The organism is Rahnella sp. RcJ3, assembly GCF_009498575.1.
Lineage (GTDB): Bacteria > Pseudomonadota > Gammaproteobacteria > Enterobacterales > Enterobacteriaceae > Rahnella > Rahnella aceris.
In genome coordinates this window covers 147,151-169,243 of the sequence record NZ_QSNX01000008.1, presented here as the reverse complement: position 1 = coordinate 169,243, position 22,093 = coordinate 147,151, and the positions used below count along the sequence as shown (strand labels likewise).

Annotated in this window: 24 protein-coding genes; 14 read left to right on the top strand and 10 right to left on the bottom strand. The window is 54.9% G+C overall.

What is annotated here, in order from left to right; genetic code table 11:
* Positions 1-229: 229 nt before the first annotated feature.
* From DXU84_RS12670 to flgA, 3 genes are all read right to left on the bottom strand, one after another.
* Positions 230-682 (bottom strand): flagella synthesis protein FlgN, encoded by a 453-nt coding sequence (locus DXU84_RS12670; RefSeq protein WP_013575160.1) that lies wholly within the window; start codon positions 680-682, stop codon positions 230-232.
* 49 nt (positions 683-731) lie between these two features.
* Positions 732-1,034 carry a flagellar biosynthesis anti-sigma factor FlgM gene (gene flgM / locus DXU84_RS12665; protein ID WP_013575161.1) on the bottom strand — a complete coding sequence of 101 codons (303 nt, stop codon included), beginning with the start codon at positions 1,032-1,034 and terminating at the stop codon, positions 732-734.
* Positions 1,035-1,193: 159 nt separating this feature from the next.
* Positions 1,194-1,925: a flagellar basal body P-ring formation chaperone FlgA gene (flgA, locus tag DXU84_RS12660; RefSeq protein ID WP_015689767.1), complete on the bottom strand. Its 732-nt coding sequence runs from the start codon at positions 1,923-1,925 to the stop codon at positions 1,194-1,196.
* Positions 1,926-2,089: 164 nt separating this feature from the next.
* Here flgA and flgB point away from each other — a divergent pair, with 164 nt between their 5' ends.
* The 11 genes from flgB to flgL all read left to right on the top strand — a co-directional run bounded on the left by flgB (position 2,090) and on the right by flgL (position 12,225).
* On the top strand, positions 2,090-2,500 hold the full coding sequence (flgB, locus tag DXU84_RS12655) for a flagellar basal body rod protein FlgB (RefSeq protein ID WP_013575163.1): 411 nt from the start codon (positions 2,090-2,092) through the stop codon (positions 2,498-2,500).
* A 6-nt stretch (positions 2,501-2,506) separates the two neighbouring features.
* A complete protein-coding gene (flgC, locus tag DXU84_RS12650) occupies positions 2,507-2,911 on the top strand; it encodes a flagellar basal body rod protein FlgC (RefSeq protein ID WP_013575164.1) in 405 nt (134 codons plus the stop codon).
* 11 nt (positions 2,912-2,922) lie between these two features.
* A complete protein-coding gene (gene flgD, locus DXU84_RS12645) occupies positions 2,923-3,627 on the top strand; it encodes a flagellar hook assembly protein FlgD (protein WP_013575165.1) in 705 nt (234 codons plus the stop codon).
* A gap of 77 nt (positions 3,628-3,704) precedes the next feature.
* On the top strand, positions 3,705-4,949 hold the full coding sequence (gene flgE / locus DXU84_RS12640) for a flagellar hook protein FlgE (RefSeq protein ID WP_013575166.1): 1,245 nt from the start codon (positions 3,705-3,707) through the stop codon (positions 4,947-4,949).
* Between the two features lie 34 nt (positions 4,950-4,983).
* Complete coding sequence (locus DXU84_RS12635) at positions 4,984-5,739, top strand: flagellar basal body rod protein FlgF (protein ID WP_013575167.1); 756 nt, start codon at positions 4,984-4,986, stop codon at positions 5,737-5,739.
* A gap of 21 nt (positions 5,740-5,760) precedes the next feature.
* Positions 5,761-6,543: a flagellar basal-body rod protein FlgG gene (gene flgG, locus DXU84_RS12630; protein WP_013575168.1), complete on the top strand. Its 783-nt coding sequence runs from the start codon at positions 5,761-5,763 to the stop codon at positions 6,541-6,543.
* 127 nt (positions 6,544-6,670) lie between these two features.
* A complete protein-coding gene (locus DXU84_RS12625) occupies positions 6,671-7,375 on the top strand; it encodes a flagellar basal body L-ring protein FlgH (RefSeq protein ID WP_071823641.1) in 705 nt (234 codons plus the stop codon).
* 10 nt (positions 7,376-7,385) lie between these two features.
* Complete coding sequence (locus DXU84_RS12620; protein ID WP_013575170.1) at positions 7,386-8,492, top strand: flagellar basal body P-ring protein FlgI; 1,107 nt, start codon at positions 7,386-7,388, stop codon at positions 8,490-8,492.
* Positions 8,492-9,442: a flagellar assembly peptidoglycan hydrolase FlgJ gene (flgJ, locus tag DXU84_RS12615; protein WP_013575171.1), complete on the top strand. Its 951-nt coding sequence runs from the start codon at positions 8,492-8,494 to the stop codon at positions 9,440-9,442. The genes DXU84_RS12620 and flgJ overlap by 1 nt, the downstream gene beginning before the upstream one ends.
* A gap of 140 nt (positions 9,443-9,582) precedes the next feature.
* Complete coding sequence (gene flgK / locus DXU84_RS12610) at positions 9,583-11,235, top strand: flagellar hook-associated protein FlgK (protein WP_013575172.1); 1,653 nt, start codon at positions 9,583-9,585, stop codon at positions 11,233-11,235.
* A gap of 27 nt (positions 11,236-11,262) precedes the next feature.
* Entirely contained in the window at positions 11,263-12,225 is a 963-nt protein-coding gene (gene flgL / locus DXU84_RS12605) for a flagellar hook-associated protein FlgL (RefSeq protein ID WP_013575173.1), read from the top strand.
* Positions 12,226-12,529: 304 nt separating this feature from the next.
* Here the strand turns inward: flgL and DXU84_RS12600 are convergent, their stop codons facing one another.
* The 7 genes from DXU84_RS12600 to DXU84_RS12570 all read right to left on the bottom strand — a co-directional run bounded on the left by DXU84_RS12600 (position 12,530) and on the right by DXU84_RS12570 (position 18,622).
* Entirely contained in the window at positions 12,530-13,225 is a 696-nt protein-coding gene (locus DXU84_RS12600; RefSeq protein ID WP_013575174.1) for a CidB/LrgB family autolysis modulator, read from the bottom strand.
* Positions 13,218-13,622 carry a CidA/LrgA family protein gene (locus DXU84_RS12595; protein WP_013575175.1) on the bottom strand — a complete coding sequence of 135 codons (405 nt, stop codon included), beginning with the start codon at positions 13,620-13,622 and terminating at the stop codon, positions 13,218-13,220. The genes DXU84_RS12600 and DXU84_RS12595 overlap by 8 nt, the downstream gene beginning before the upstream one ends.
* Positions 13,623-13,981: 359 nt before the next feature.
* Positions 13,982-14,827, bottom strand: coding sequence for an amino acid ABC transporter ATP-binding protein (locus tag DXU84_RS12590; RefSeq protein WP_228389005.1), 846 nt, complete (start codon positions 14,825-14,827; stop codon positions 13,982-13,984).
* A 15-nt stretch (positions 14,828-14,842) separates the two neighbouring features.
* Positions 14,843-15,757: an amino acid ABC transporter permease gene (locus DXU84_RS12585; protein ID WP_153375934.1), complete on the bottom strand. Its 915-nt coding sequence runs from the start codon at positions 15,755-15,757 to the stop codon at positions 14,843-14,845.
* Positions 15,758-15,772: 15 nt separating this feature from the next.
* The gene (locus tag DXU84_RS12580) at positions 15,773-16,288 is read right to left on the bottom strand and encodes a GNAT family N-acetyltransferase (RefSeq protein ID WP_013575178.1); all 516 of its coding nucleotides are present in this window, start codon (positions 16,286-16,288) and stop codon (positions 15,773-15,775) included.
* 15 nt (positions 16,289-16,303) lie between these two features.
* The gene (locus tag DXU84_RS12575; protein WP_037034824.1) at positions 16,304-17,236 is read right to left on the bottom strand and encodes an ABC transporter substrate-binding protein; all 933 of its coding nucleotides are present in this window, start codon (positions 17,234-17,236) and stop codon (positions 16,304-16,306) included.
* Positions 17,237-17,437: 201 nt separating this feature from the next.
* A complete protein-coding gene (locus DXU84_RS12570; RefSeq protein ID WP_153375894.1) occupies positions 17,438-18,622 on the bottom strand; it encodes a M20 peptidase aminoacylase family protein in 1,185 nt (394 codons plus the stop codon).
* 230 nt (positions 18,623-18,852) lie between these two features.
* Here DXU84_RS12570 and DXU84_RS12565 point away from each other — a divergent pair, with 230 nt between their 5' ends.
* The 3 genes from DXU84_RS12565 (at position 18,853) to DXU84_RS12555 (ending at position 22,025) form a co-directional block, all read left to right on the top strand.
* Entirely contained in the window at positions 18,853-19,839 is a 987-nt protein-coding gene (locus DXU84_RS12565) for an MsnO8 family LLM class oxidoreductase (protein ID WP_112151839.1), read from the top strand.
* Positions 19,840-19,848: 9 nt separating this feature from the next.
* Positions 19,849-21,186, top strand: a complete 1,338-nt coding sequence (locus DXU84_RS12560; protein WP_153375892.1) for an LLM class flavin-dependent oxidoreductase — start codon at positions 19,849-19,851, stop codon at positions 21,184-21,186.
* A gap of 170 nt (positions 21,187-21,356) precedes the next feature.
* Positions 21,357-22,025, top strand: a complete 669-nt coding sequence (locus DXU84_RS12555) for a TetR/AcrR family transcriptional regulator (protein WP_153375890.1) — start codon at positions 21,357-21,359, stop codon at positions 22,023-22,025.
* Positions 22,026-22,093 lie beyond the last annotated feature (68 nt).

The following is a 22,093-nucleotide window of genomic DNA, read 5'->3' as shown; positions in this document are numbered from 1 at the left end:
TATCCTCCCACTTCGCAGGGGGAGGAGCCAGGTAAACCACGTTGACAACTTATCTGAACCGGGGGCAGGGCAAAGCCCAACAGGCAAGCCATTCTGCTCATCAGACGGGTGGAAAAAATCGGAATAAATCAGAAGACTGGCTAATCTGACAGAGGTATCAGCAGAGGTCGGGATGTGAATCGCGGGGGAAATACGAATACGGAGGGGAAACCGTTCCCCTCGTCTGGCGTTAAACGGAGATCTTCCTGACGGTTTGCCCCGATACGGTTTCCTGCCCGTTCGGTCCGTAGAATTTCTGCGTCTGACTGGCGTTAAGGATCGCCAGCGCCTCGGTGTTATAGGCGATTTGTTTGCCCAGTAACATGCCGTTGTGACGATTTATCTGACTCAGCCTGGCGGTCATTTGCACAATATCTTGCCACATCGCGGCGATTTCCGGCTGACTCTGCCCTTGTGGATCTGAGTAGGGTGCGGTTTGTCTGAGGCGTTCGTCATGCTGACGACGCTGTTTATCAAGATAGTCTACCGTGGCTAACAATGAACTTTTCTGCTCGGTTATATGCTGCAAGGCTGCACCATTTACGCGGCCAGAGCACAGTATCGTTTGTTCGTGATTAATCACCTGATCCAGCGCTTGCAACGTTTCAACCAAGGTAGTCATGGTCTTGATAAAGTTCTTCATCGGGCCTTATTACCTTCCAACTTTTTGTCTTCACACTGAGGTCTTCAGCTTAAAGACCTTTGAGATAATCCTGCGTGTCCTGTAACAAAGCATCAGCGATTTTGCCGGTATCCATCGTCAGTTTACCGTCGCGGATAGCTTGTTTCAGTTCTTCGACACGTGCCGTGTTAATGTCCTGCGCACTTGACTGAGTCAGAGATGCCTGTGCTGAACTCAGGGTCACCGCCGTACCGCTGGTGGTGGTGCCAGAAACAGTGCCTTCTTTACGCGTGTTCTGTACTGAAGCTTCAGACGGTTCGCGTTGCTGGATCGAGGTTAAAGGTGAAACACCTTGAGTACGATCGATAGCCATAAATTTCTTCTCCAGTATGGGGATCAGGGTTTTGAACATCTCATGAAAACCCTTAAAAATGCCGTCGCGGACGACTCTGATACGTGTGTTATCGACATGTGGCGAAATAACTTTAGCTTTTATTGCAGCTTTTTGCAGAACAACGGCTGCACTTTAGGATTATATCGTCACTGTCACAGACCCATCTGAGCCTACTGTTCCGTTCACAATTGCACCTGACGGCATTCTGATCCGCACTGATTCATTCGCTGCAGCATTGTTCATCGCCTTACCGGCACTCGATACATTAAACCCACTGCCTGTTGCCTGAACCTGAACTTCCTGCCCCGCATGCACCATCCACGGACGGCGCAGCATGGATAAGGTTAACGGCTGGCCGATGCTGATGTTTCGCAGCGTGATGCCATTCACCGCCTGTTGACTGTCAAGAATGGTTTTCGGTGGCAGCAGATCCAGTCGCCCGGTTTTTTGTTGCATATCGGTTTGTGTCAGGTGAGCGCCCGCTGGCACGTTCTTCGCCGCCACCCAGTACGTTCCGCTGACCTGCACTTTGGTCTGTACGTAACTTTTCTTGCCGTTACAGTTCACCGCCACGGAGACATTGCCCCAGGTGCGACTGTTCGGTGAAAGCATAAATTGTGGTGATAAACATTGGGGCTGACGCGCCGCCGGGGTGTTCACGACCACGGTCACCTGCATTCCGCTTTCAGCATATTGCTGGCGGAAGAACTGCTGAATTTGCGAGGACAGCAGTGTATCGCTATTGGACGAGGCAGGCACGCTTTTGACTTGCACTGGCAAAGACTGCGCATAGCTCACAGCACCAGACGTCGCACCGGTCATGATGCAGCCCAGCGTAATGCCTGTACGACATATTTTCAGCATGTTCATTCGCGTTTTACCTTTGTGCCAACCTACTACTGGCCACAAGTCTACGCTCACTTTGCAATTCCTAAAGGGACAAATAGCGCCCGATTTCATGCTTATTCAGACGATAGCCAGTTGACACTCGCATTTATGCTGTCGACTCCAAAATCTCACTTTGCGGAGGGCGCATGCTCGACAAATTGAACGCCGCACTACAGTTCCAACAGGAAGCGCTCAACCTGCGCGCCCAGCGGCAAGAAATTCTTTCAGCCAATATCGCTAACGCCGACACCCCAGGGTATCAGGCGCGCGATATCGATTTTGCCAGTCAGTTGCAGAAGGTGATGGAGCAGGGACGTGCGAGCGGCAGCGGCATCTCCTTGTCTCTGACGTCTGACCGCCATATCCCGGCGTCCAACGTACAGCCTGCTGATATGGATCTGATGTACCGGATCCCTGACCAGCCATCGGCAGATGGCAACACGGTCGATATGGACCGTGAACGTACCAATTTTGCGGATAACAGCGTGCGCTATCAGACCGATTTGACCGTTCTCGGCGGGCAAATCAAAGGGATGATGTCGGTGCTGCAAGGATAATAGCCCATGTCAATGCTTGGTATTTTTGATATCGCCGGTTCTGCGCTGGCCGCGCAGTCTCAGCGCCTGAACGTCAGCGCCAGTAACATGGCCAACGCCGACAGCGTCACCGGCCCGGATGGTAAGCCGTATAAAGCGAAGCAGGTGGTTTTCCAGGTGGATGCGGCACCGGGTCAGGAAACCGGCGGCGTGAAAGTGGCGCAGGTCGTTGATGACCCGGCACCCATGCGCATGGTGTATGAGCCGGGCAATCCGATGGCGGATGCAAAAGGCTATGTGCAGATGCCAAACGTAGATGTGGTCAGCGAAATGGTGAACACCATCTCCGCTTCCCGCAGTTATCAGGCCAACGTCGAAGTGCTTAACACCACCAAGTCGTTGATGATGAAAACCCTCACTCTGGGGCAATAGCGGAGCGAATCATGGCAATTACCACGTCGATTAATGACACCACTGATAACACCACGATCGCCAGCACCAGTTCCGGTGGTTCGTCCACAACCGGAACCAGTTCTGCGGATGATTTATCCAGCAGTTTCCTGACTCTGCTGGTCGCCCAGCTGAAAAACCAGGATCCCACCAATCCGATGGATAACAGTCAGCTGACCAGTCAGCTGGCGCAGATCAGCACCGTCAGCGGGATTGAAAAACTCAATACCACGCTGGGCAGCATTTCCGGACAAATCACCAGTGGTTCATCTGTTCAGGCAAGTTCATTGATCGGTCACGGCGTGATGGTGTCCGGCAGCGCAATTTTGGTCGGCAGCGACACTGACGGCACTGTCAGCACCACGCCATTCGGATTTGAACTGGAAACGGCCTCCGATACCACCACCGCTACAGTCAGCGACGCCACCGGTAAAGTGGTGAAAACCATCACGCTGGGCTCCCAGACTGCCGGTGTGCACAGCTATACCTGGGACGGTACACAGGACGATGGCACCAAAGCACCGGATGGCAGCTACACCTTCAGCATCAATGCCCTGAACAATGGTCAGCAAATGGTGGCAACACCGCTGAACTATGCGCTGGTCAATGGTGTAACGACAGATTCAGCCGGGAATACCGCGTTGGATCTGGGCGTACGCGGAACCGCGAAAGTCGATTCTGTACGCCAGATTTTGTAAGTGAGTCACTCAGACCGCTCCCTCCCCTTCGCCGGGGCAGGAGCTAAAAACACTACACACAGTACAATGGAGCTAACATGAGCTTTTCCCAAGCAGTCAGCGGCCTGAGCGCGGCATCGACTAACCTCGATGTGATTGGTAACAACATTGCCAACTCCGCGACCGTCGGTTTTAAAACAGCCACCGCCTCTTTTGCCGATATGTTTGCCGGTTCCCAAACCGGTATGGGCGTTAAAGTCGCCGCTGTCACTCAGAACTTCAATGACGGTACGACCACCAACACCTCCCGCGGTCTGGATGTGGCCCTGAGCGGCAACGGTTTCTTCCGTCTGACGGACACCAGTGGCGCGGTTTATTACTCCCGCAATGGTCAGTTCTCACTGGATGCCAACCGTAATCTGGTGAACATGCAGGGTCTGAGTGTCACCGGTTTTCCGGCCACCGGCACCCCCCCGACTATCGCCGCAGGCGCACAGCCGGTTGCCCTGAACATCCCGACCACCCTGATGAGCGCAAAAGCCACCACGGTGGGTACGATGGTGGCTAACCTGAACTCAACGGATACGGCGATCCCGGCCGCCAAAACGTTCAGCAGCAGCGATGACACCAGCTACAACTACGTGAACAGCATCACCACCTATGACTCACAGGGTAATGCCCACGATAACAACGTCTACTTCGTGAAAACCTCTGCGAACAACTGGGATGTTTACGCGCAAGACGGCAGCGTCACAGGTTCAACAGCTGGCAAAATTGGTGCAATGCAATTTGATACCAGTGGTGCGCTGGTGAGTACCACTAACGCCGCAGGCGTCGCCAATGCCGGTCTGGCACTGACGTTGCCAATGAACACCGCGACTAACGGGACGGTGACGCCACAAACCGTTTCCCTGGATTTCACCGGCAGTATCCAGCAGAGCACCGGCAGCGACAGCATCGGTTCCCAGACTCAGGATGGTTATGCAGCGGGTCAGATGACCGGTTACACCATCAATGACGACGGCACAATCTCCGGCACTTACTCCAACAACAAAACCCAGTTACTGGGCCAGATTGTGCTGAGTAACTTCTCTAACCCGGAAGGTTTGAAATCTGAAGGCGACAACGTGTGGACGGCTACCGCGTCTTCCGGCCAGGCTGTAACCGGTATCGCGGGTCAGGGCGGTTTAGCGTCAATGACCAGCGGCGCGCTGGAATCTTCCAACGTCGATCTGAGTGCGGAACTGGTCAACATGATTGTTGCTCAGCGTAACTACCAGTCGAATGCGCAGACCATCAAAACTCAGGACTCCATCCTGAACACGCTGGTTAACCTGCGTTAATACGCGTTTTATCACCTGAGAACAGGGCAGCATTATGGATCACGCTATCTACACCGCAGGCGGCGCAGCCAGCCAGACGCTGGTTCAGCAGTCGGTGACGTCGAGTAACCTGGCTAACGCCAATACACCGGGCTTCCGCTCGCAGCTTTTAGCGATGCGCGCAGTGCCGGTAGACGGTGAAAGCCTGCAAACCCGCACGCTGGTCACGGCCTCCACGCCGGGCGCAGATATGACGCAGGGCAAGCTGAACTACACCGGCCGTCCGCTGGATGTGGCTTTACAGCAGGACGGTTTCCTTGCGGTGCAGATGCCTGATGGCTCTGAAGCGTATACCCGTAACGGTGACATGCAAGTGTCACCGACTAACCAGCTGACCGTTCAGGGTCATCCGGTGATGGGGGATAACGGCCCGATTGAAGTTCCGCCGAATTCTCAGCTCACGGTTTCTGCGGACGGGACCATTGCCGTGCTTGAAGCCGGTGCTGACCCCAACACCATGGGCCAGCTCGGTAAGCTCAAGCTGGTGAAAGCGGCCAACAATGAAGTCACCCGTGGCGATGATGGTATGTTCCGGCCAACGCCGGCGACCGTTCAGGCACGGGGTGCGGCTTTACAGCCTGACCCGACTATTCACGTTATGCCCGGAACGCTTGAGGGCAGTAACGCGGATCCGGTTTCAACCATGGTTGACATGATCGCCAACGCCCGCCGCTTTGAGATGCAGATGAAAGTCATCCACAGCGTCGATGAAAATGAACAGAGTGCCAACAATCTGCTGTCAATGAGCTGATGATGGCAGAGGAGTAATGACATGATCCCATCGCTGTATATTGCGAAAACCGGTCTGGATGCCCAGCAGACCAATATGGATGTAATCGCCAACAACCTGGCGAACGTCAGCACCAACGGTTTTAAACGCCAGCGTGCGGTATTTGAAGACCTGCTTTACCAGACAGTCCGTCAGCCTGGTGCGCAGTCTTCTGAGCAAACCAACCTGCCATCCGGTTTACAGATTGGTACCGGTGTGCGTCCTGTTTCTACTGAGCGTTTGTTCTCGCAGGGCAACCTGTCGCAGACCAGCAACAGCAAAGACATTGCCGTCAAAGGGGAAGGTTTCTTCCAGGTTCAGTTGCCGGACGGCACAACGGCCTATACCCGTGACGGGTCTTTCCAGGTTGATCAGAACGGTCAGCTGGTGACCTCCAGTGGTTATCAGGTTATTCCTGCGATCACCGTTCCGGCGAATGCGCTGAGCATGACGGTCGGGCGTGACGGTATCGTGAGTGTGACCACGCAAGGTCAGACGGCGGCACAGCAGGTGGGGCAACTGACGCTGAGCACCTTCATCAACAACAGCGGCCTGGAATCACTCGGTGAAAACCTGTACCAGGAAACCCAAAGCTCCGGCGCACCAACCGAAAGCACTCCGGGTCTGAACGGCGCAGGTCTGCTGTATCAGGGTTATGTGGAAACCTCTAACGTCAACGTGGCGGAAGAACTGGTCAACATGATCCAGACCCAGCGTGCTTACGAAATTAACAGTAAAGCCGTGTCCACCTCGGACGAAATGCTACAGAAACTTTCCCAGCTGTAATGTTTGGCGGTTGATTGAAAACAAGAGGGCAGGGGCGGAAACGCTTCTGTCCTGAACCGGTTCAGATCCCTACCAGGTCGATTTTTTAAAGGCGATAACTGTGGTGACCAAAAAAAACACGTCGGTAATGACTTCTTCTAAAGACCGACCAGGCAAGCTGGTGCTGCCGCTGTTAATCACGTTACTGGCGAATGGCTGCGCGTATATGCCGCATACCCCGCTGGTACCCGGAGCAACCACAGCGACCCCTGCGCCTGCGGCACCGCCGGTTCCTAACGGTTCGATTTTCCAGTCAGTTCAGCCGATGAACTACGGTTATCAGCCTCTGTTTGAAGACCGCCGTCCACGTAATGTCGGCGACACGCTGACCATTGTCTTGCAGGAAAATGTCAGTGCAAGCAAAAGCTCCTCAGCGAACGCCAGCCGCAACGGCGCGACCAGCTTTGGCGCAGCGACAGCGCCACGTTATCTGGAAGGTCTGTTCGGTAATGCCCGTGCCGACCTCGATATGACCGGTGCCAACACCTTTGCCGGTAAAGGCGGCGCAGCGGCCAATAACACCTTCAGCGGCACCCTGACCGTGACGGTTGGGGAAGTGCTGGCAAACGGCAACCTGAAAGTTGTCGGAGAGAAACAAATCGAAATTAATCAGGGAACTGAATTTATCCGGTTCTCCGGTGTGGTCAACCCGCGCACCATCAGCGGTTCGAACGCCGTTATCTCCACGCAGGTGGCAGATGCACGCATCGAGTACGTCGGGAATGGCTACATCAATGAAGCGCAGAACATGGGCTGGTTGCAGCGGTTCTTCTTAAACTTATCGCCGTTATAACGAGGCAATCATGCGAAAACTCCTTTCCGGTATTCTCTGTCTGGCGATGTCCGCCCTGGTGGTACTGCCCGCATCCGCCGACCGTATTCGTGATCTGACGACGGTACAGGGGGTGCGTGATAACGCCCTGATCGGCTACGGTCTGGTGGTGGGCCTTGACGGTACCGGTGACCAGACCACACAAACACCTTTTACCACCCAGACGCTGACTAACATGTTGTCCCAGCTCGGTATCACGGTACCGGCAGGCACCAACATGCAGTTGAAAAACGTGGCGGCGGTGATGGTCACCGCCAAAATGCCGCCGTTTTCGCGTGCCGGTCAGGCCATCGATGTGGTGGTTTCATCCATGGGTAATGCCAAAAGTATTCGCGGCGGCACCTTGCTGATGACCCCGATGAAAGGGGTGGATAATCAGGTTTACGCACTGGCGCAGGGTAACGTGCTGGTCGGCGGTGCAGGCGCTTCCTCCGGTGGCAGCAGCGTGACAGTTAACCAGGTTTCAGGTGGGCGTATTACCGGCGGGGCAACCATTGAACGCGAATTGCCGAGTACGTTCGGCACCGAAGGCGTGATCAGCCTGCAACTTAACGACGAAGATTTCAACCTGGCGCAGCAGGTCAGTGACGCCATCAACCGTCAGGGAATGGGGGTGGCGTCAGCGCTGGATTCCCGCAATATTCAGGTGGTGGTGCCGCGTGGCAATACCTCTCAGGTGCGCATTCTGGCGCAGATCCAAAATATCGAAGTGAACGTCGGGCCGATGGATGCGAAAGTCATCATCAACTCCCGTACCGGTTCGGTGGTCATGAACCGCGATGTAACCCTGGATAACTGTGCGGTTGCACAGGGCAATCTGTCTGTGGTGGTCGATCGCCAGAACGATGTCAGCCAGCCGAATACGCCATTTGGCGGCGGTCAGACGGTAGTGACGCCGAACACCAATATTTCCGTACGCCAGTCCGGCGGGTCGATTCAGCAGGTACGCTCCAGTGCCAGCCTGAACAACGTTGTCCGTACCCTGAACGCGTTAGGCGCGACGCCTATCGATCTGATGTCCATTCTGCAGGCGATGAAAACAGCCGGATGCCTGCGTGCTGATTTGGAAATTATCTGATGAGCGATCTGATGTCGATGTCAGGGGCGGCGTATGACACGCAATCCCTTAACAAACTGAAGCGGGATGTGGCGCAGGATCCTCAGGCGCACATCAAAGAAGTGGCGAAGCAGTTTGAAGGGGTGTTCGTGCAGATGATGCTGAAAAGCATGCGTCAGGCACTGCCGCAAGGGGGGATTCTGGATAACGAATCCACCAAACTTTATACATCGATGTACGATCAGCAAATTGCTCAGGACATGTCCGACAAAGGGCTGGGCATGGCCGACATGATGGTCGAACAACTGACCGGTGGCAGCAAGCAACCGTCAGAACTGGCGGGAACGGTGCCGATGGCGCTGGACGGCGAAGTGCTGAAAACCATGCCGTTGCAGGCAATGGAACAGTATCTGCGCAAAGTCATTCCGACTGCGCCGGACCGCACCACCGGCGGCGCACCGTTGCCAGCCGACAGCGGACAGTTCGTTTCCAGCCTCACCATTCCGGCACAGGTCGCCAGTAAAGACAGCGGGATTTCGCATCAGCTGATCATGGCGCAGGCCGCGCTGGAATCTGGCTGGGGGCAGCGCGAGATCCCGACTGCCGACGGCAAACGCAGCTTCAACCTGTTCGGTATCAAAGCGGGCAGCAGCTGGGACGGTCCGACCACCCAAATCACCACCACGGAATATACCAGCGGCGTGGCGAAAAAAGTGCAGGCCAGTTTCCGCGTGTACGGCTCCTATGTGGAAGCCATCAGCGACTACATCAAATTGCTCACCAACAACCCGCGTTATGCGCAGGTTGCCTCGGCCAGTACTCCTGAACAAGCCGCGCATGCCTTGCAACGTGCAGGTTACGCGACCGACCCGAATTATGCCGACAAACTGGTGAGTGTGATCCAGAAAATCAAAGGCGCGGGCGAGCAGGCGGTGAAAGCCTATAGCCATGATTTAAAAGATATCTTCTAGACCCGCAAATCCTCGTTTTTTTTCTCAAGTTTTAGCGGTGCAGGCCGATAACACGATCAGAATGGGAAAAGGGGAAACCCCCGGCTCAGCTTCCTTAATTACACGGTGGTAAAAAGTCACCGGCAGCCAAAAGGTCACTCATGTCCAGTAGCTTAATTAATACCGCAATGAGCGGACTGAACGCAGCGCAGGCGGCGCTCAGTACCACCGGGAACAACATCGCTAACGTGAGTGTGGCCGGTTATAACCGCCAGACCGCCATTATTACGCAAAGTAATGGCATCTCTACTCCTGCCGGTTATATCGGCAACGGTGTGACGGTGACCGGTGTGAATCGTGAGTACAACTCTTTCGTGGTGAAGCAGCTTCTGGGTGCCAGCGCAACCGGCAGCGCGCTGTCAACGCAGCTTGATCAGGCCAGCTCTATCGATGACCTGCTCGGCGACAGTTCCACAGGTATCGATGCCACCATGTCGACCTTCTTTAAAGGCCTGCAAACGCTGACCAGCAATGCCAGCGACAGTGCGGCTCGTCAGGCAGTGCTGGGTGAGGCACAGGGTTTAACCGCGCAGTTCAACAGTTCAGCCAAATACCTGAACGACATGAATACCGCCGTTAACCAGCAAGTCACGCAGAATGTTGACCAGATCAACACCTATGCGTCGCAGATTGCCAAACTGAACAGTCAGATCACCGCGACGCGTGGCAGCACCGGACAGGAACCTAACGCCTTGCTCGATCAGCGTGATCAACTGGTCAGTCAGCTGAACAACGTCACCGGTGTGGTCGTGACCCAGCAGGACGGCGATACTTACAATATTTCATTCGCCAACGGCACGCCGCTGGTGAGCGGCGGCAACGCCAAAACGGTGGTTGCGATGCCGTCCAGTGCCGATCCTTCCAAACTGACGGTCGGCATGACCCAACCGGACGGTTCGGTTTCTGAAATTCAGGAAAGCCGTCTGACCACCGGTTCGCTCGGCGGCACGCTGGCTTTCCGTAAAGACAACCTGGAACCGGCCATTAACCAGCTCGGGCAACTGGCGCTGGCGCTGTCTGACAGCTTCAATACCACCAACAAAGCCGGTTTTGACCTCAACGGTGACGCGGGGACGGACTTCTTCTCCTTCACCGGCGCGACCACGGTCAGCAACACCAAAAATACCGGCAGCGCCCAACTGAGCGTGGCATATACCGACACGGCCGCGGTGAAAGCCAGCGATTACACCATGGCTTACAACGGCACCAGCTGGGATGTAACCCGCGTTTCCGACGGGGCAAAAATCACCCCGACGGCGGGCACCGACAGCAACGGTGATCCGACGATGAATTTCGATGGCTTGTCGGTTTCCGTCACCGGCACGCCGAATACCAATGACAGCATCACCATCAAAACGGTCAGCAATGTTGCGGGCAGCATGAATCTGGCTATCAGTGATTCTTCATTGATCGCCGCAGCGGGTGCGGCAGACAGCGGCGTGAGTGACAACACCAACGCGCAGAAACTGCTGAATCTGCAAACCGCGAAACTGGTGGAAGGTAAATCCACCCTGTCGGGCGCATACGCCAGCATGGTAAGTAACGTGGGTAACCAGGTTTCCACGCTGACCACCACCAGCACCTCACAGGCGAATATCGTCACGCAGCTCACCGCTCAACAGCAGTCTATCTCCGGGGTTAACCTCGATGAAGAATACGGCGATCTGCAACGTTACCAGCAATATTATCTGGCGAACGCGCAGGTCGTGCAGACGGCTTCGACGATATTCGACGCGATCATCAACATTCGCTGATCCCAGAACTGATAAGGAACTGATGCCATGCGTCTTAGTACCAATATGATTTACAACCAAAACATGAATGCGGTACTGGATGGTCAGAACCGCTTCCAGGCGACCGGTTTACAGTTGTCGACCGGCAGCAAAGTGAGCAAGCCTTCGGATGACCCGCTGGCGGCGTCGCAGGCGGTGCTGGTACGGCAGGCGCAATCGGAGAACAGCCAGTTTTCCGTGGCCCGTACCTTTGCTAACCAGAGTATGAGTCAGGAAGAGTCGATTTTAAGCAGCGTGACCTCGACCATTCAGGATGCACAGACGTTGATCGTTCAGGCCGGTGACGGTTCTTTAAGCGATGACGACCGTTCTTCTCTGGCGACTAAACTGGACAGCCTGAAATCGCAACTGGTGAACCTGGCGAACAGCACCGACGGTAACGGCCGCTTCATCTTCGCCGGTTACAAAAGTGATACTCCGCCTTATACGCAGGACGCCACAACGGGTGCGGTAACCTATTCCGGGGGCACGACGTCTATTACTCAGCAGGTTGATACCAGTCGTACCATGACCATCAACCATACCGGTAACCAGATTTTTAATGCCTTAACCGGTGATGCGAAAGCCGAACCGGACGGTTCTCCGAGCGAATCAGATTTATTCAAAACCATCGACGGTGCGCTGACTGCGCTGAGAACGCCATCGGCGGATAACACCACGGATACGCAATACACCGATGCCATCGATAAAGCTAACCGTGGCCTGAGTAACTCACTCAACAACGTGCTTTCCGTGCGTTCAGAGTTGGGTACGCAGATGTCCGAACTGGATAATCTCGATACACTGGGCGACAACCGCGATGTATCGAACTCGACCAAACTCAGTAATCTGGTCGATACCGAATGGACCTCAGCAATTTCGACCTACACCTTGCAGCAGGTTGCGCTTCAGGCATCCTATAAGACCTACAGCGCCATGCAGGGTATGTCACTGTTCCAGATGAATTCGTAATACTCTCCGGCGCGTAAGTTTACGCGCCAGGCTCCATCTCTTCGTTATCGCTGCCTGTCTGCTTTTACGGCAGACCGGCAGATTCTTTTCTGACTGTACTTAAACCGGGTACTTTCAGCTTTGTATGTCACTTTTTCTAAGGTTTAAGTGACATACACTTTTTCCTCGTCCTGCTTCAAATTGTCTCTGCGTTGGCTGCCTTCGTTCACCCCAGTCACTTACTTATTGTAAGCTCCCGGGGATTCGCTCAGTTGCCGCCTTGATACAATCCGAACCCGTTAGAGGAATCTGTGCCCGTTATGGGTTAATGACCGAAGAGGGCGAGAAGGACGGGGAACAGGAACGGGGCGAGCAGGGAGGTGATGATGCCGCAGATCACCAGCGCCAGTGAACTGAATGCGCCTTCCTGATAATCCATTTCTGCGCAGCGGGCGGTACCCAGTGCGTGTGATGCGGTACCCATCGCCAGCCCGCGTGAGGCTTTGGTGGTGATCTTCAGAACATTCAAAATCGTATGACCAAAGACCGCGCCGAGGATGCCGACGAAAATCACGCACACGGCGCTGATGGCCGGAATACCATTGATCGACTGCGCGGTGGCCATGGCAATCGGCGTGGTGACGGATTTCGGTAATACCGATGCGGCAATTTGCGGCGTTGCTCCCATCCATAATGCAATCGCGGTGCCGCTCACCATCGCCACCACGCTGCCGATAAAACAGATACTGATGATGGATTTCCAGCGGGCGCGGATCTGATGCAGTTGCTCGTACAAGGGAAACGCCAGCGCCACGACGGCGGGTTGCAGCAGATCATTGAGGATCTTGCTGCCCGCGAAATAGCGCGCGTAAGGGATATGGGTGACCAGCAACAGCGGAATGATCACCACCATCGACATCAGCAGCGGGTTGAGCAGCGGCATTTTAAGTTTAATAGCGAGCTTACGGGTGGCGAAAAACACCACCAGCGTCAGCGGCAGCGACCACAATATATCAATCATTTTTATCCTCCGCTTTATCCGTCACCGCACCGCGTTCGCCATGGATATAGTGGGAACAGTAGGCGACAACCAGCAATACAATCAGGGTACTGACCAGACACGACACCACCAGCGGCCCGAACTGCGTGCGCAGTTGCTCGTAATAATTCATGACCCCGACGCCGATAGGGACGAACAGTAACGCCATATAGCGAATCAGAACATTACAGCCCGGTTTGACCCATTTGAACGGCAGAATTTGGGTTGAAAGCAAACCAAACAGGATCAGCATGCCGATGATGCTGCCGGGAATGGTGAGCGGTAAAAGAGATGAAATCGCATTCCCGGCGAATAAACAGAGATAAATCAGAATAAACGCCCGAACATATTGGAATACCAGAGAGATTGCGGTGCTCATGGTGTATCACCCAGTTGAATAATGTATTCATCATACAATTAAGATGTGATCTGCGCCACAAAACGGAGTATGAAATTTAGGAATGAAGTGTATTCCAAAATGGCGTTTGGTAAACGGGGAAAATACGGATTGTGGGTTGCGGGCGATTCAGAAAGCTTGCTGAATGAGAGGTTCCAGCCTGTCGCGGTGATACCTGAAACATAGCCAGCGAGCGGAGCGCTGGTTGAAAAAGCGAAGGGAGATCCGGGAGGGAAAAGCACTTCTCCCTCCCGGGCGGTTTCGGCGCAGCGCGTCAAATGAGCACTGCACGTAAGAAACCGAAATATTCCCGGTCTTAAGAAATACTAAATTTGCCAGTCTTAAAGCACCTTCTCCAGGAAAGCCTGGGTTCTGGCATGAACCGGCCGTTCCAGCACCTGTGCGGCAGCGCCGCTTTCAACCACGCGACCATCCACCATAAACACCACCTGATCCGCCACCTGGCGCGCGAAGCCGATTTCATGGGTGACGACCACCAGCGTGACGCCCGACTGCGCCAGCTTCTTAATCACATCCAGCACTTCGCCAACCAGTTCGGGATCGAGGGCGGACGTCGGTTCATCAAACAGCATGACTTTAGGATTCAGCGCCAGCGCACGGGCGATGGCGATGCGCTGCTGCTGTCCGCCGGACAAATGACGCGGCCATGCGTGCGCTTTTTCGCGCAGACCGACCGTGTCGAGCAGTTCATAGGCACGGGCGATGGCGTTTTTGCGGCTCAGCAGACCGTGAACCACCGGCGCTTCGATGATGTTATCCAGCACCGTCATGTGCGGGAATAAATTGAAATTCTGAAAAACGTAACCGACATGTGTGCGCTGTTTGAGGATGGCGCGCTCTTTCAGTTCATACAGCGTATCGCCTTTGCGGCGGTAGCCGATGTAATCGCCGTCAATCTGAATAAAACCTTCGTCGACGCGCTCAAGATGGTTAATCGTGCGCAGCAGGGTCGATTTCCCCGAGCCGGACGGGCCGAGGATCACGGTCACGGTGCCCGGTTCGATGCGCAGACTCACGTTATCCAGCGCTTTGTGCGCGCCGTAGTATTTGCTCAAATTATTGATTTCGATGCGCCCGACGGTAGCAGCCTGAGGTTTGCGTGGAAACAGCTGCTCAACAGGCGCTTCCTGCGGGCGGTTAACGAATAAATCAAAGGCTTCTGACATAGTGCTTTCCCTTTATTAAGAACGGGCGACGCGCCACTGACGCAGGCGCTGCAAGGGTGTCGGCGCGACCTGACGCACGGTGCCGCGGGAGAAATAGCGTTCGACGTAATACTGCAAAACCGACAGCACGGTGGTGATCAGCAGATACCAGATGGTGGCGACCATCAGCAGCGGGATCACCTGCTGTGTGCGGTTGTAAATCACCTGCACGGTGTAAAACAGTTCCGGCATCGACAGGACGTAAACAATCGATGTGCCTTTCGCCAGGCTGATCACTTCGTTAAAACCGGTTGGCAGAATTGAACGTAACGCCTGCGGCAAAATGATGCGGAAGGTCCGGCGGTAGGTCGGTAATCCCAGCGCGGCCGCAGCTTCATGCTGGCCGTGTTCTACCCCTAAAATCCCGCCGCGAATGATCTCGGCGGTATAGGCCGACTGCACCAGCGACAGACCGAGCACGGCGACGGAAAACTGATCCAGCAAATCCACCGTCGGGGTACTAAAAAAGGAAATCGTGGTGAACGGAATGCCGAGCGAAAGGTTGTCGTAGAGATAGGAAAAGTTGTAGAGAATGATCAGCACCAGCAACAACGGCAGGGAACGGAACAGCCAGATATACCCCCAGGCCAGTGCGTTCAGTAAATAGGATTTCGACAGGCGGGCGAGGGCCAGTGCCGTGCCGAAAATCACCCCAAAAAGGGTGCCCAGCAGCGTGAGCAACAGGGTTTTGCCAAGCCCGGACAGGATCACCGGATCAAAAAACCACTGACGAAATACGCCCCATTCCCAGCGGGAATTCGTGGCAATCGACTGGATGATGCCCAGCAGAATAAACGCCGAAAAAACCGCACCGGCAAGACGCCACGGATAGCGCGCGGGCACCACTTTCAGCGGCGGATGATTCACAGATGAAGGGGCATTTTCGCTCATCATTTTCTCTTTCTGTTACGTTGCAGATGACGTGACCGGCACGTCCGCCTTCAGCGTTTTGGTAAACGGCAGGCGCCCGTCATACGGTGGCCGGGAATAGACCTCCGGATCGAGGCGGGTGTCGAATTGCGGCTGATAACCGTGGGACAAATACAATCCGACCGCTTCGGGCTGGCGGAATCCGGTGGTGAGAAATACCCGCCGGTAACCGTACGCGGCTGCACGACGTTCCAGTTCATGCAGGATTTTTTGTGCCAGTCCCTGACGGCGCAGCGCGCGGTGAGTCCAGATGCGTTTGAGTTCGGCAGTCTGCTCGTCGTAGCGTTTGTACGCGCCCATTGCAATGGGCGCGCCGTTTCTCAGCAGAACAATGAAGGTGCCATCGGGCGCGGAAAACACGCTGTCATCTTCCGGCGGCTGGCTCGAGAAGAAATCGCCGTAACGGTCGCGGTATTCACCGAATAATCCTTCGATGACCGGCGCAATCAGCGGGTCTTCCGGCACGGTCTGAATGAAAATATCTTCGCTCATCGTTTCTGCTCCTGATCAGTCGCCCAGCCCCGGCGGGTTAATTTCAGAGTGATCGATTTTCTCGACGCTTTCGCCCCAGCGGTCCAGCACTTTGATATACGCTCCGCTGGCAATGGCGCTGTTCAGCGACGCCTGCACGGCATCCACCAGACCATTCCCTTTTTTCAGCGTCACCGCGATATTGGCGGTTTTCGGCCAGCCGCCCGGCACCGTGCCGACCAGTTTGGTTTTGCCGGTCAGCAACGCTTTATACGCGCCGGTGACGTTCGGGCCGAACGTGGCATCGGCACGACCGGACTGGATAGCCAGCGTCGCGGCAGCGTCATCGGTGACATATTGCGGTTTCAGCGCCGGTAATCCTTTAGCCTGGTTTTCTTTGTCCCACGCCAGCAACACGGCTTCCTGATTGGTGCCGGAGCCGACAATAATGCGTTTACCGGCGATATCGGGTGCGGATTTTATCGAGGTGATTTTGCTGTCACTTTTCACATAGAAACCGAGGGTATCTTCGCGGTAGGTGGCGAAATCAAATTTAGTTTTGCGGTCTTTGGTGACGGTAATGTTGTAGATGGCCGCGTCGTATTTCCCCGACGTCACGCCCAGCGGCCAGTCTTCCCACGAAGCCGGAACCACTTTGAGTTTCAGGCCTAAACCGTCGGCGACCAGACGGGCGATATCCGCCTCGCTGCCGATCACGGTTTTATTGTCACGGGCGTACAGCCCGAAGGGTGGGGCGCTGCCGAGCACAGCCAGCGCCACGGTCAGCGTACCCGGTTCGACAAACTTAAAGTTGGCCGGGATTTTTGCCACGGCTTCCGGGCTTTTCGGTGTATTCACCGGCGTTTCATTGGCAATCAGATCAATACCTGGCGCGGCGTATGCCGCTGATGAAAAACTTAATATTGCCGCGATGGCGGTGGCTGTGATGGTTACGCTATGTTTCATCATTATTATTTTTACCCTGCATTCTTATTTTAAGGGGTGATGACCGTGAGGTGACGCTTTCACTATTCCCGAGTGTTACAGGGATGTAAAACAACAAAATTAAATAATCAAAGAGAGAAAGTGGAAATACATTGCGCCGGAAATTTTGCACGAAAAATGCCCGGAATATCCGGGCGTGAGGAAATAAAGTCAGGTATGAAAAGGTTATTTTCCGGTTAATTCACTCAGCGCTTTTTCTGCCAGTTGCTGGAAATAATTCGCCGCCGGGTAAATAGCCGACTCATCAGGATTAAATTGCGGATGATGCAAGCCGAAATCGCTGGCAGAGCCGATGCTGACAAACGCACCCGGCACATGATGCAGATAAAATGCAAAATCCTCTCCACCCATTTGTGCCTGCGCCACTTGCGCGTTATAGCCAAATTCCGCAGCGGCCTGTAAGGCAAAGTCTGCCCAGCGCGGTGTATTCACCACCGCTGGCGGCCCGCCAAACCAGTGCAGTTCGGCCTTCGCCCCCAGCGCATCTGCCACCCCGGTAATCACCTTGCGGATCCGCTGAGGGATTTGCTCGCGGATCTCGTTGCTGTAGGTGCGCACCGTGCCTTCCAGTTCCACGGTTTGGGGTAATACGTTCCAGGTGTTGCCGCCTTCAATACGGGTGACGCTGACTACCGCCGCCTCCTGAGCGCTGACGTTGCGGCTGACCACCGTTTGCAGCGCGGTCACAATGTGGCTGGCGGTGACAATGCTGTCGGTACCTTCTTCCGGATGTGCGGCGTGCGCGCCTTTGCCGGTCACGGTTATCTGGAAGCGGTCTACATTGGCATAAAATGCGCCGCCTTTTGTCTCAAAGGTGCCGACCGGCAGTTCTGGCGCATTATGCAGGCCGAAAATCGCATCAACGTTTTCCAGTGCACCGGCTTTAATCAGTTGCGACGCACCGCCAAACCGTTCTTCAGCAGGCTGGAAAAACAACCGTACGCGGCCCGGTAGCTGGTCTTCCCTTGCTTTAAGCAGATGGGCCGCGCCGAGAATAACAGAGGTATGAAAATCGTGGCCGCAGGCGTGCATCACGCCGGGTTGTTGCGAACTGAACGGCACACCGGAGGCTTCTTCAATCGGCAGGGCATCGATGTCACCGCGCAGGGCAACAACCGGGCCGTGTTCCGGGCCAATTTCAGCCACCACGCCGGTTTTCAGCCCGAGCGATAAAATGCGGATCCCGGCAGCATTCAGCCATTGGGTAATCTTTTGCGTGGTCACAAATTCCTGATTGGATAATTCAGGATGCTGGTGTAATTCACGGCGATAAGCGATGAGTTGTTCTTCCAGTCCTGTCTCATGTCGGGGGGCAATGCTATTTGTTTCTTCGGCAAGTGAAATGCTCATGGCGAAATAACCTTATTGTCTGAAAATGATTGTTACCCAAATGTAGCGCTTCATTTCATGCTAGTCAGACAGAAGCCAATCACTAAATACTCAGTCGCTATAATTTATAGTCGTTTTGCACAGTGGCCTGCATAGCAAAATACTGACTATAGAAACGTGTTTTTATTATTTAGCTTTGAACTTATTTCGTGGAACTCTTTTTATCACAACGGATAAAAAGGGATGCGCAGGTGAATTACCGACTGAGTTTATTAGATCAAAGCCCGATTAATGACGGGCAGACCGCTGCGCAGGCGCTAGACGCCACGCTGACTTTTGCGCTGGCAGCAGAAAAACTGGGCTATCACCGTTTATGGGTGTCAGAACATCACGATACTGAAAAGCTGGCCGGTAGCTCGCCGGAAGTGTTGATCGCCTGGCTGCTGGCGCGCACTTCCCGGCTGCGGATCGGTTCCGGCGGTGTGATGCTGCAACATTACAGCCCGTATAAAGTGGCAGAGAATTTCCATCTGTTGTCATCACTGGCGCCGGATCGCGTGGATATCGGCATCGGCAAAGCGCCCGGTGGTTTACCCCTGTCAACCAAAGCGCTGCGTGCCCACGCACCGGCCGAATCATCGCCTGGTTTCCCGGCGCAGTTACAGCAACTGACACATTATCTCACGCATCTGGATGACCATCTGGCGGGCACAGAAGCACGTGCGTTGCCGCGTCCGCCGGTGGCACCGCAGCGATTTTTACTCGGTGCCAGCAAAGAAAGCGCGCGTCTGGCCGCGTCACTGGGCTGGAACTTTGTCTTCGCCGGTTTTATCAATGCTTCAGCGCAAGTGATGACCGAATCGGTGCTGGCCTTCCACGAATATTCCGCCGGACAAGGGCAGGCGCTGGTCAGTCTGGCGGCCCTGGCGGCACAAACCCGCGAGCAGGCCGCTGAACTGGTGACCGGCCAGCATAATTTTCGCGTCACGCTGGGCGACCGGCACGTTACGGTGGGTTCCCGAGAACAGGCTGAAGCCTTTGTGCGGCAGTCAGGTGCGACGCAATACCAGATCGAACAGCAGCAAATCAGCGTGCTGCACGGCACGCCGGGCGATATCCACGAGCAACTGCGCGATATTCAGCGCCGCCTGTGCGTGAACGAATTTGTTATTCACACTCCACTGACTGAAGCCGGTGTGCGGCTGAAGTCCATCGAATTGCTGGCTGGCCAGCTTTAAGGAGATTTCATGAGCCATTCAAAAAGTATCAAGCTGGGTCTGATGTTGCACGGTGCCGGCGGCCACATGAATTCGTGGCGTCACGAAAAAGCGCCTGCGGATGCCAGTGTCAATTTCCCCTATTTCCGTGATTTAGCCTTGCGCGCCGAAGCGGCTGGTTTTGATTTCCTGTTTGTGGCCGACGGATTACACATCAACGAAAAATCACTGCCGCATTTCCTCAACCGTTTCGAACCTGTCGCGTTGCTGTCTGCGCTGGCTTCGGCCACCCACAGCATCGGGCTGGCAGGCACTATTTCAACTTCGTACAGCGATCCCTTTACCGTCGCACGTCAGCTGGCGTCAATAGATAACATCAGTCAGGGACGGGCGGGCTGGAACGTGGTGACTTCGCCGCTGGCCGGTTCGGCGAAAAACTTCGGCAAAGACCATCCTGAACATGCGCTGCGCTATCAGATTGCCGAAGAATACATCAGCGTGGTGCAGGGACTGTGGGATTCGTGGGAAGACGGCGCGTTTGTGCGTGACCGCGAAAGTGGTGTGTTCTTCGACGCGGCGAAGCTGCATAAACTGAATCATCAGGGACAGTTTTTCTCGGTCGAAGGGCCGCTGAATATCCAGCGTTCACCGCAAGGGCAGCCGGTGATTTTCCAGGCTGGCGCGTCGGATGCCGGTATCGCGCTGGCAGGTAAATCTGCCGATGCCGTTTTCACTAACGCCCGGACGCTGGAAGAAGCACAGGAATATTCGGCAAAATTACAGGCACAGGTCAGCAAAAATGGCCGCCATCCGGTGGGTATTTTCCCTGGCATCAGCCCGATTGTCGGCAAAACCGAAGAGGAAGCCGAGGCCAAATATCAGTATCTTCTGTCGCTGTTGTCACTTGACGATGCGCTGGCCTATCTCGGGCGATTCTTCGATCACCATGATTTCAGCCAGTATCCGCCGGACGGCCCGTTCCCTGAACTGGGCGATTTAGGCCAAAACACTTTCCGCTCCACCACCGACAGCATCAAGAAGCTGGCGCGGGAGGAAAACCTGACGCTGCGTGAAGTGGCGTATCAGACCACGCTGCCGCGCGGCGAATTCTTCGGCACGCCTGAGCAGGTCGCCGACCAGTTGATCCGCTGGGTGGAAGAGGGCGGTGCCAGCGGATTTATCATCAGCGGACCGGTACTGGCCGAAGCGCTGGACGACATTACCCGGCTGGTGTTACCGGTGCTGGAAGCCCGTGGCTACTGGCATCCCTCGCAGGCAACGACGTTGCGTGAGCGCCTGAATATTCCGTTCAAAACCAACCGTTATAGCGTGCAGGAAACCCGCCGCGAGACAGTGAACGAAAAATAGTTACAACATACTCATGCTGTATCACAGGCCCGCTCCGGTAACTCCGGGCGGGCTTTTTGCTTTGCAGGTTTTTTAGGTCCGGGACTTTTTACCCTGTAAAAACATTCACGGACTTGCCCGCCTAAAAAATTGGGCGTAGGCTTTCTGCAATTAAAAAACGATCGGTCTAAATGATGAGTGCTGAGTTTTCTACTGAACCTGACGTGCCAGTCAAACCGCGCCGCGGGCGTCCGCCGAGAACGGCACGCGAGTTTGATGATACGCGTGAAGCGCTGATCCGTTCGGGGCTTGAAGTGATCACCGAAACGGGCTACCTGTCGGCAGGCATCGACGCGGTGATTAAAAACATCGCGGTGCCGAAAGGATCGTTTTATCACTATTTCAAAAGTAAGCAGGATTTCGGCATGGCCGTTCTGACGGCTTACGGCTCATTTTTCACCCACAAACTCGACAAGTTTCTGCTCAGGGCTGAGTTGTCGCCGCTGCAACGCATCGGTGCGTTTGTGACCCATGCCGGTGAGGGAATGGCGAAGTTTGAGTTCAGACGCGGCTGTCTGGTCGGCAATTTATTGCAGGAATCCCCGCTGTTGCCGGAAGATTTTTCGCAGCAACTCAAAACGATTTTGGGCGAATGGGAAGACCGTGTTGCCACCTGTCTGGAAGAAGCCCGTCAGGCCGGAGATATCGCATCAACCATGCCGCCTGCGCAACTGGCGCAGATTTTCTGGTCTGGCTGGGAAGGCGCGGTGATGCGCGCAAAACTGTACCGCTCGGCCGAACCGCTGGATCAGTTCTGGGCGTATTTCCGTCATACGCTGCAGTCACCTGTTCATTCATAAACTCGTCGGCCATAAATTCAAAAAATAGCACCTGCAATCATTACGTGAGTCATCGCATACCTCATGAC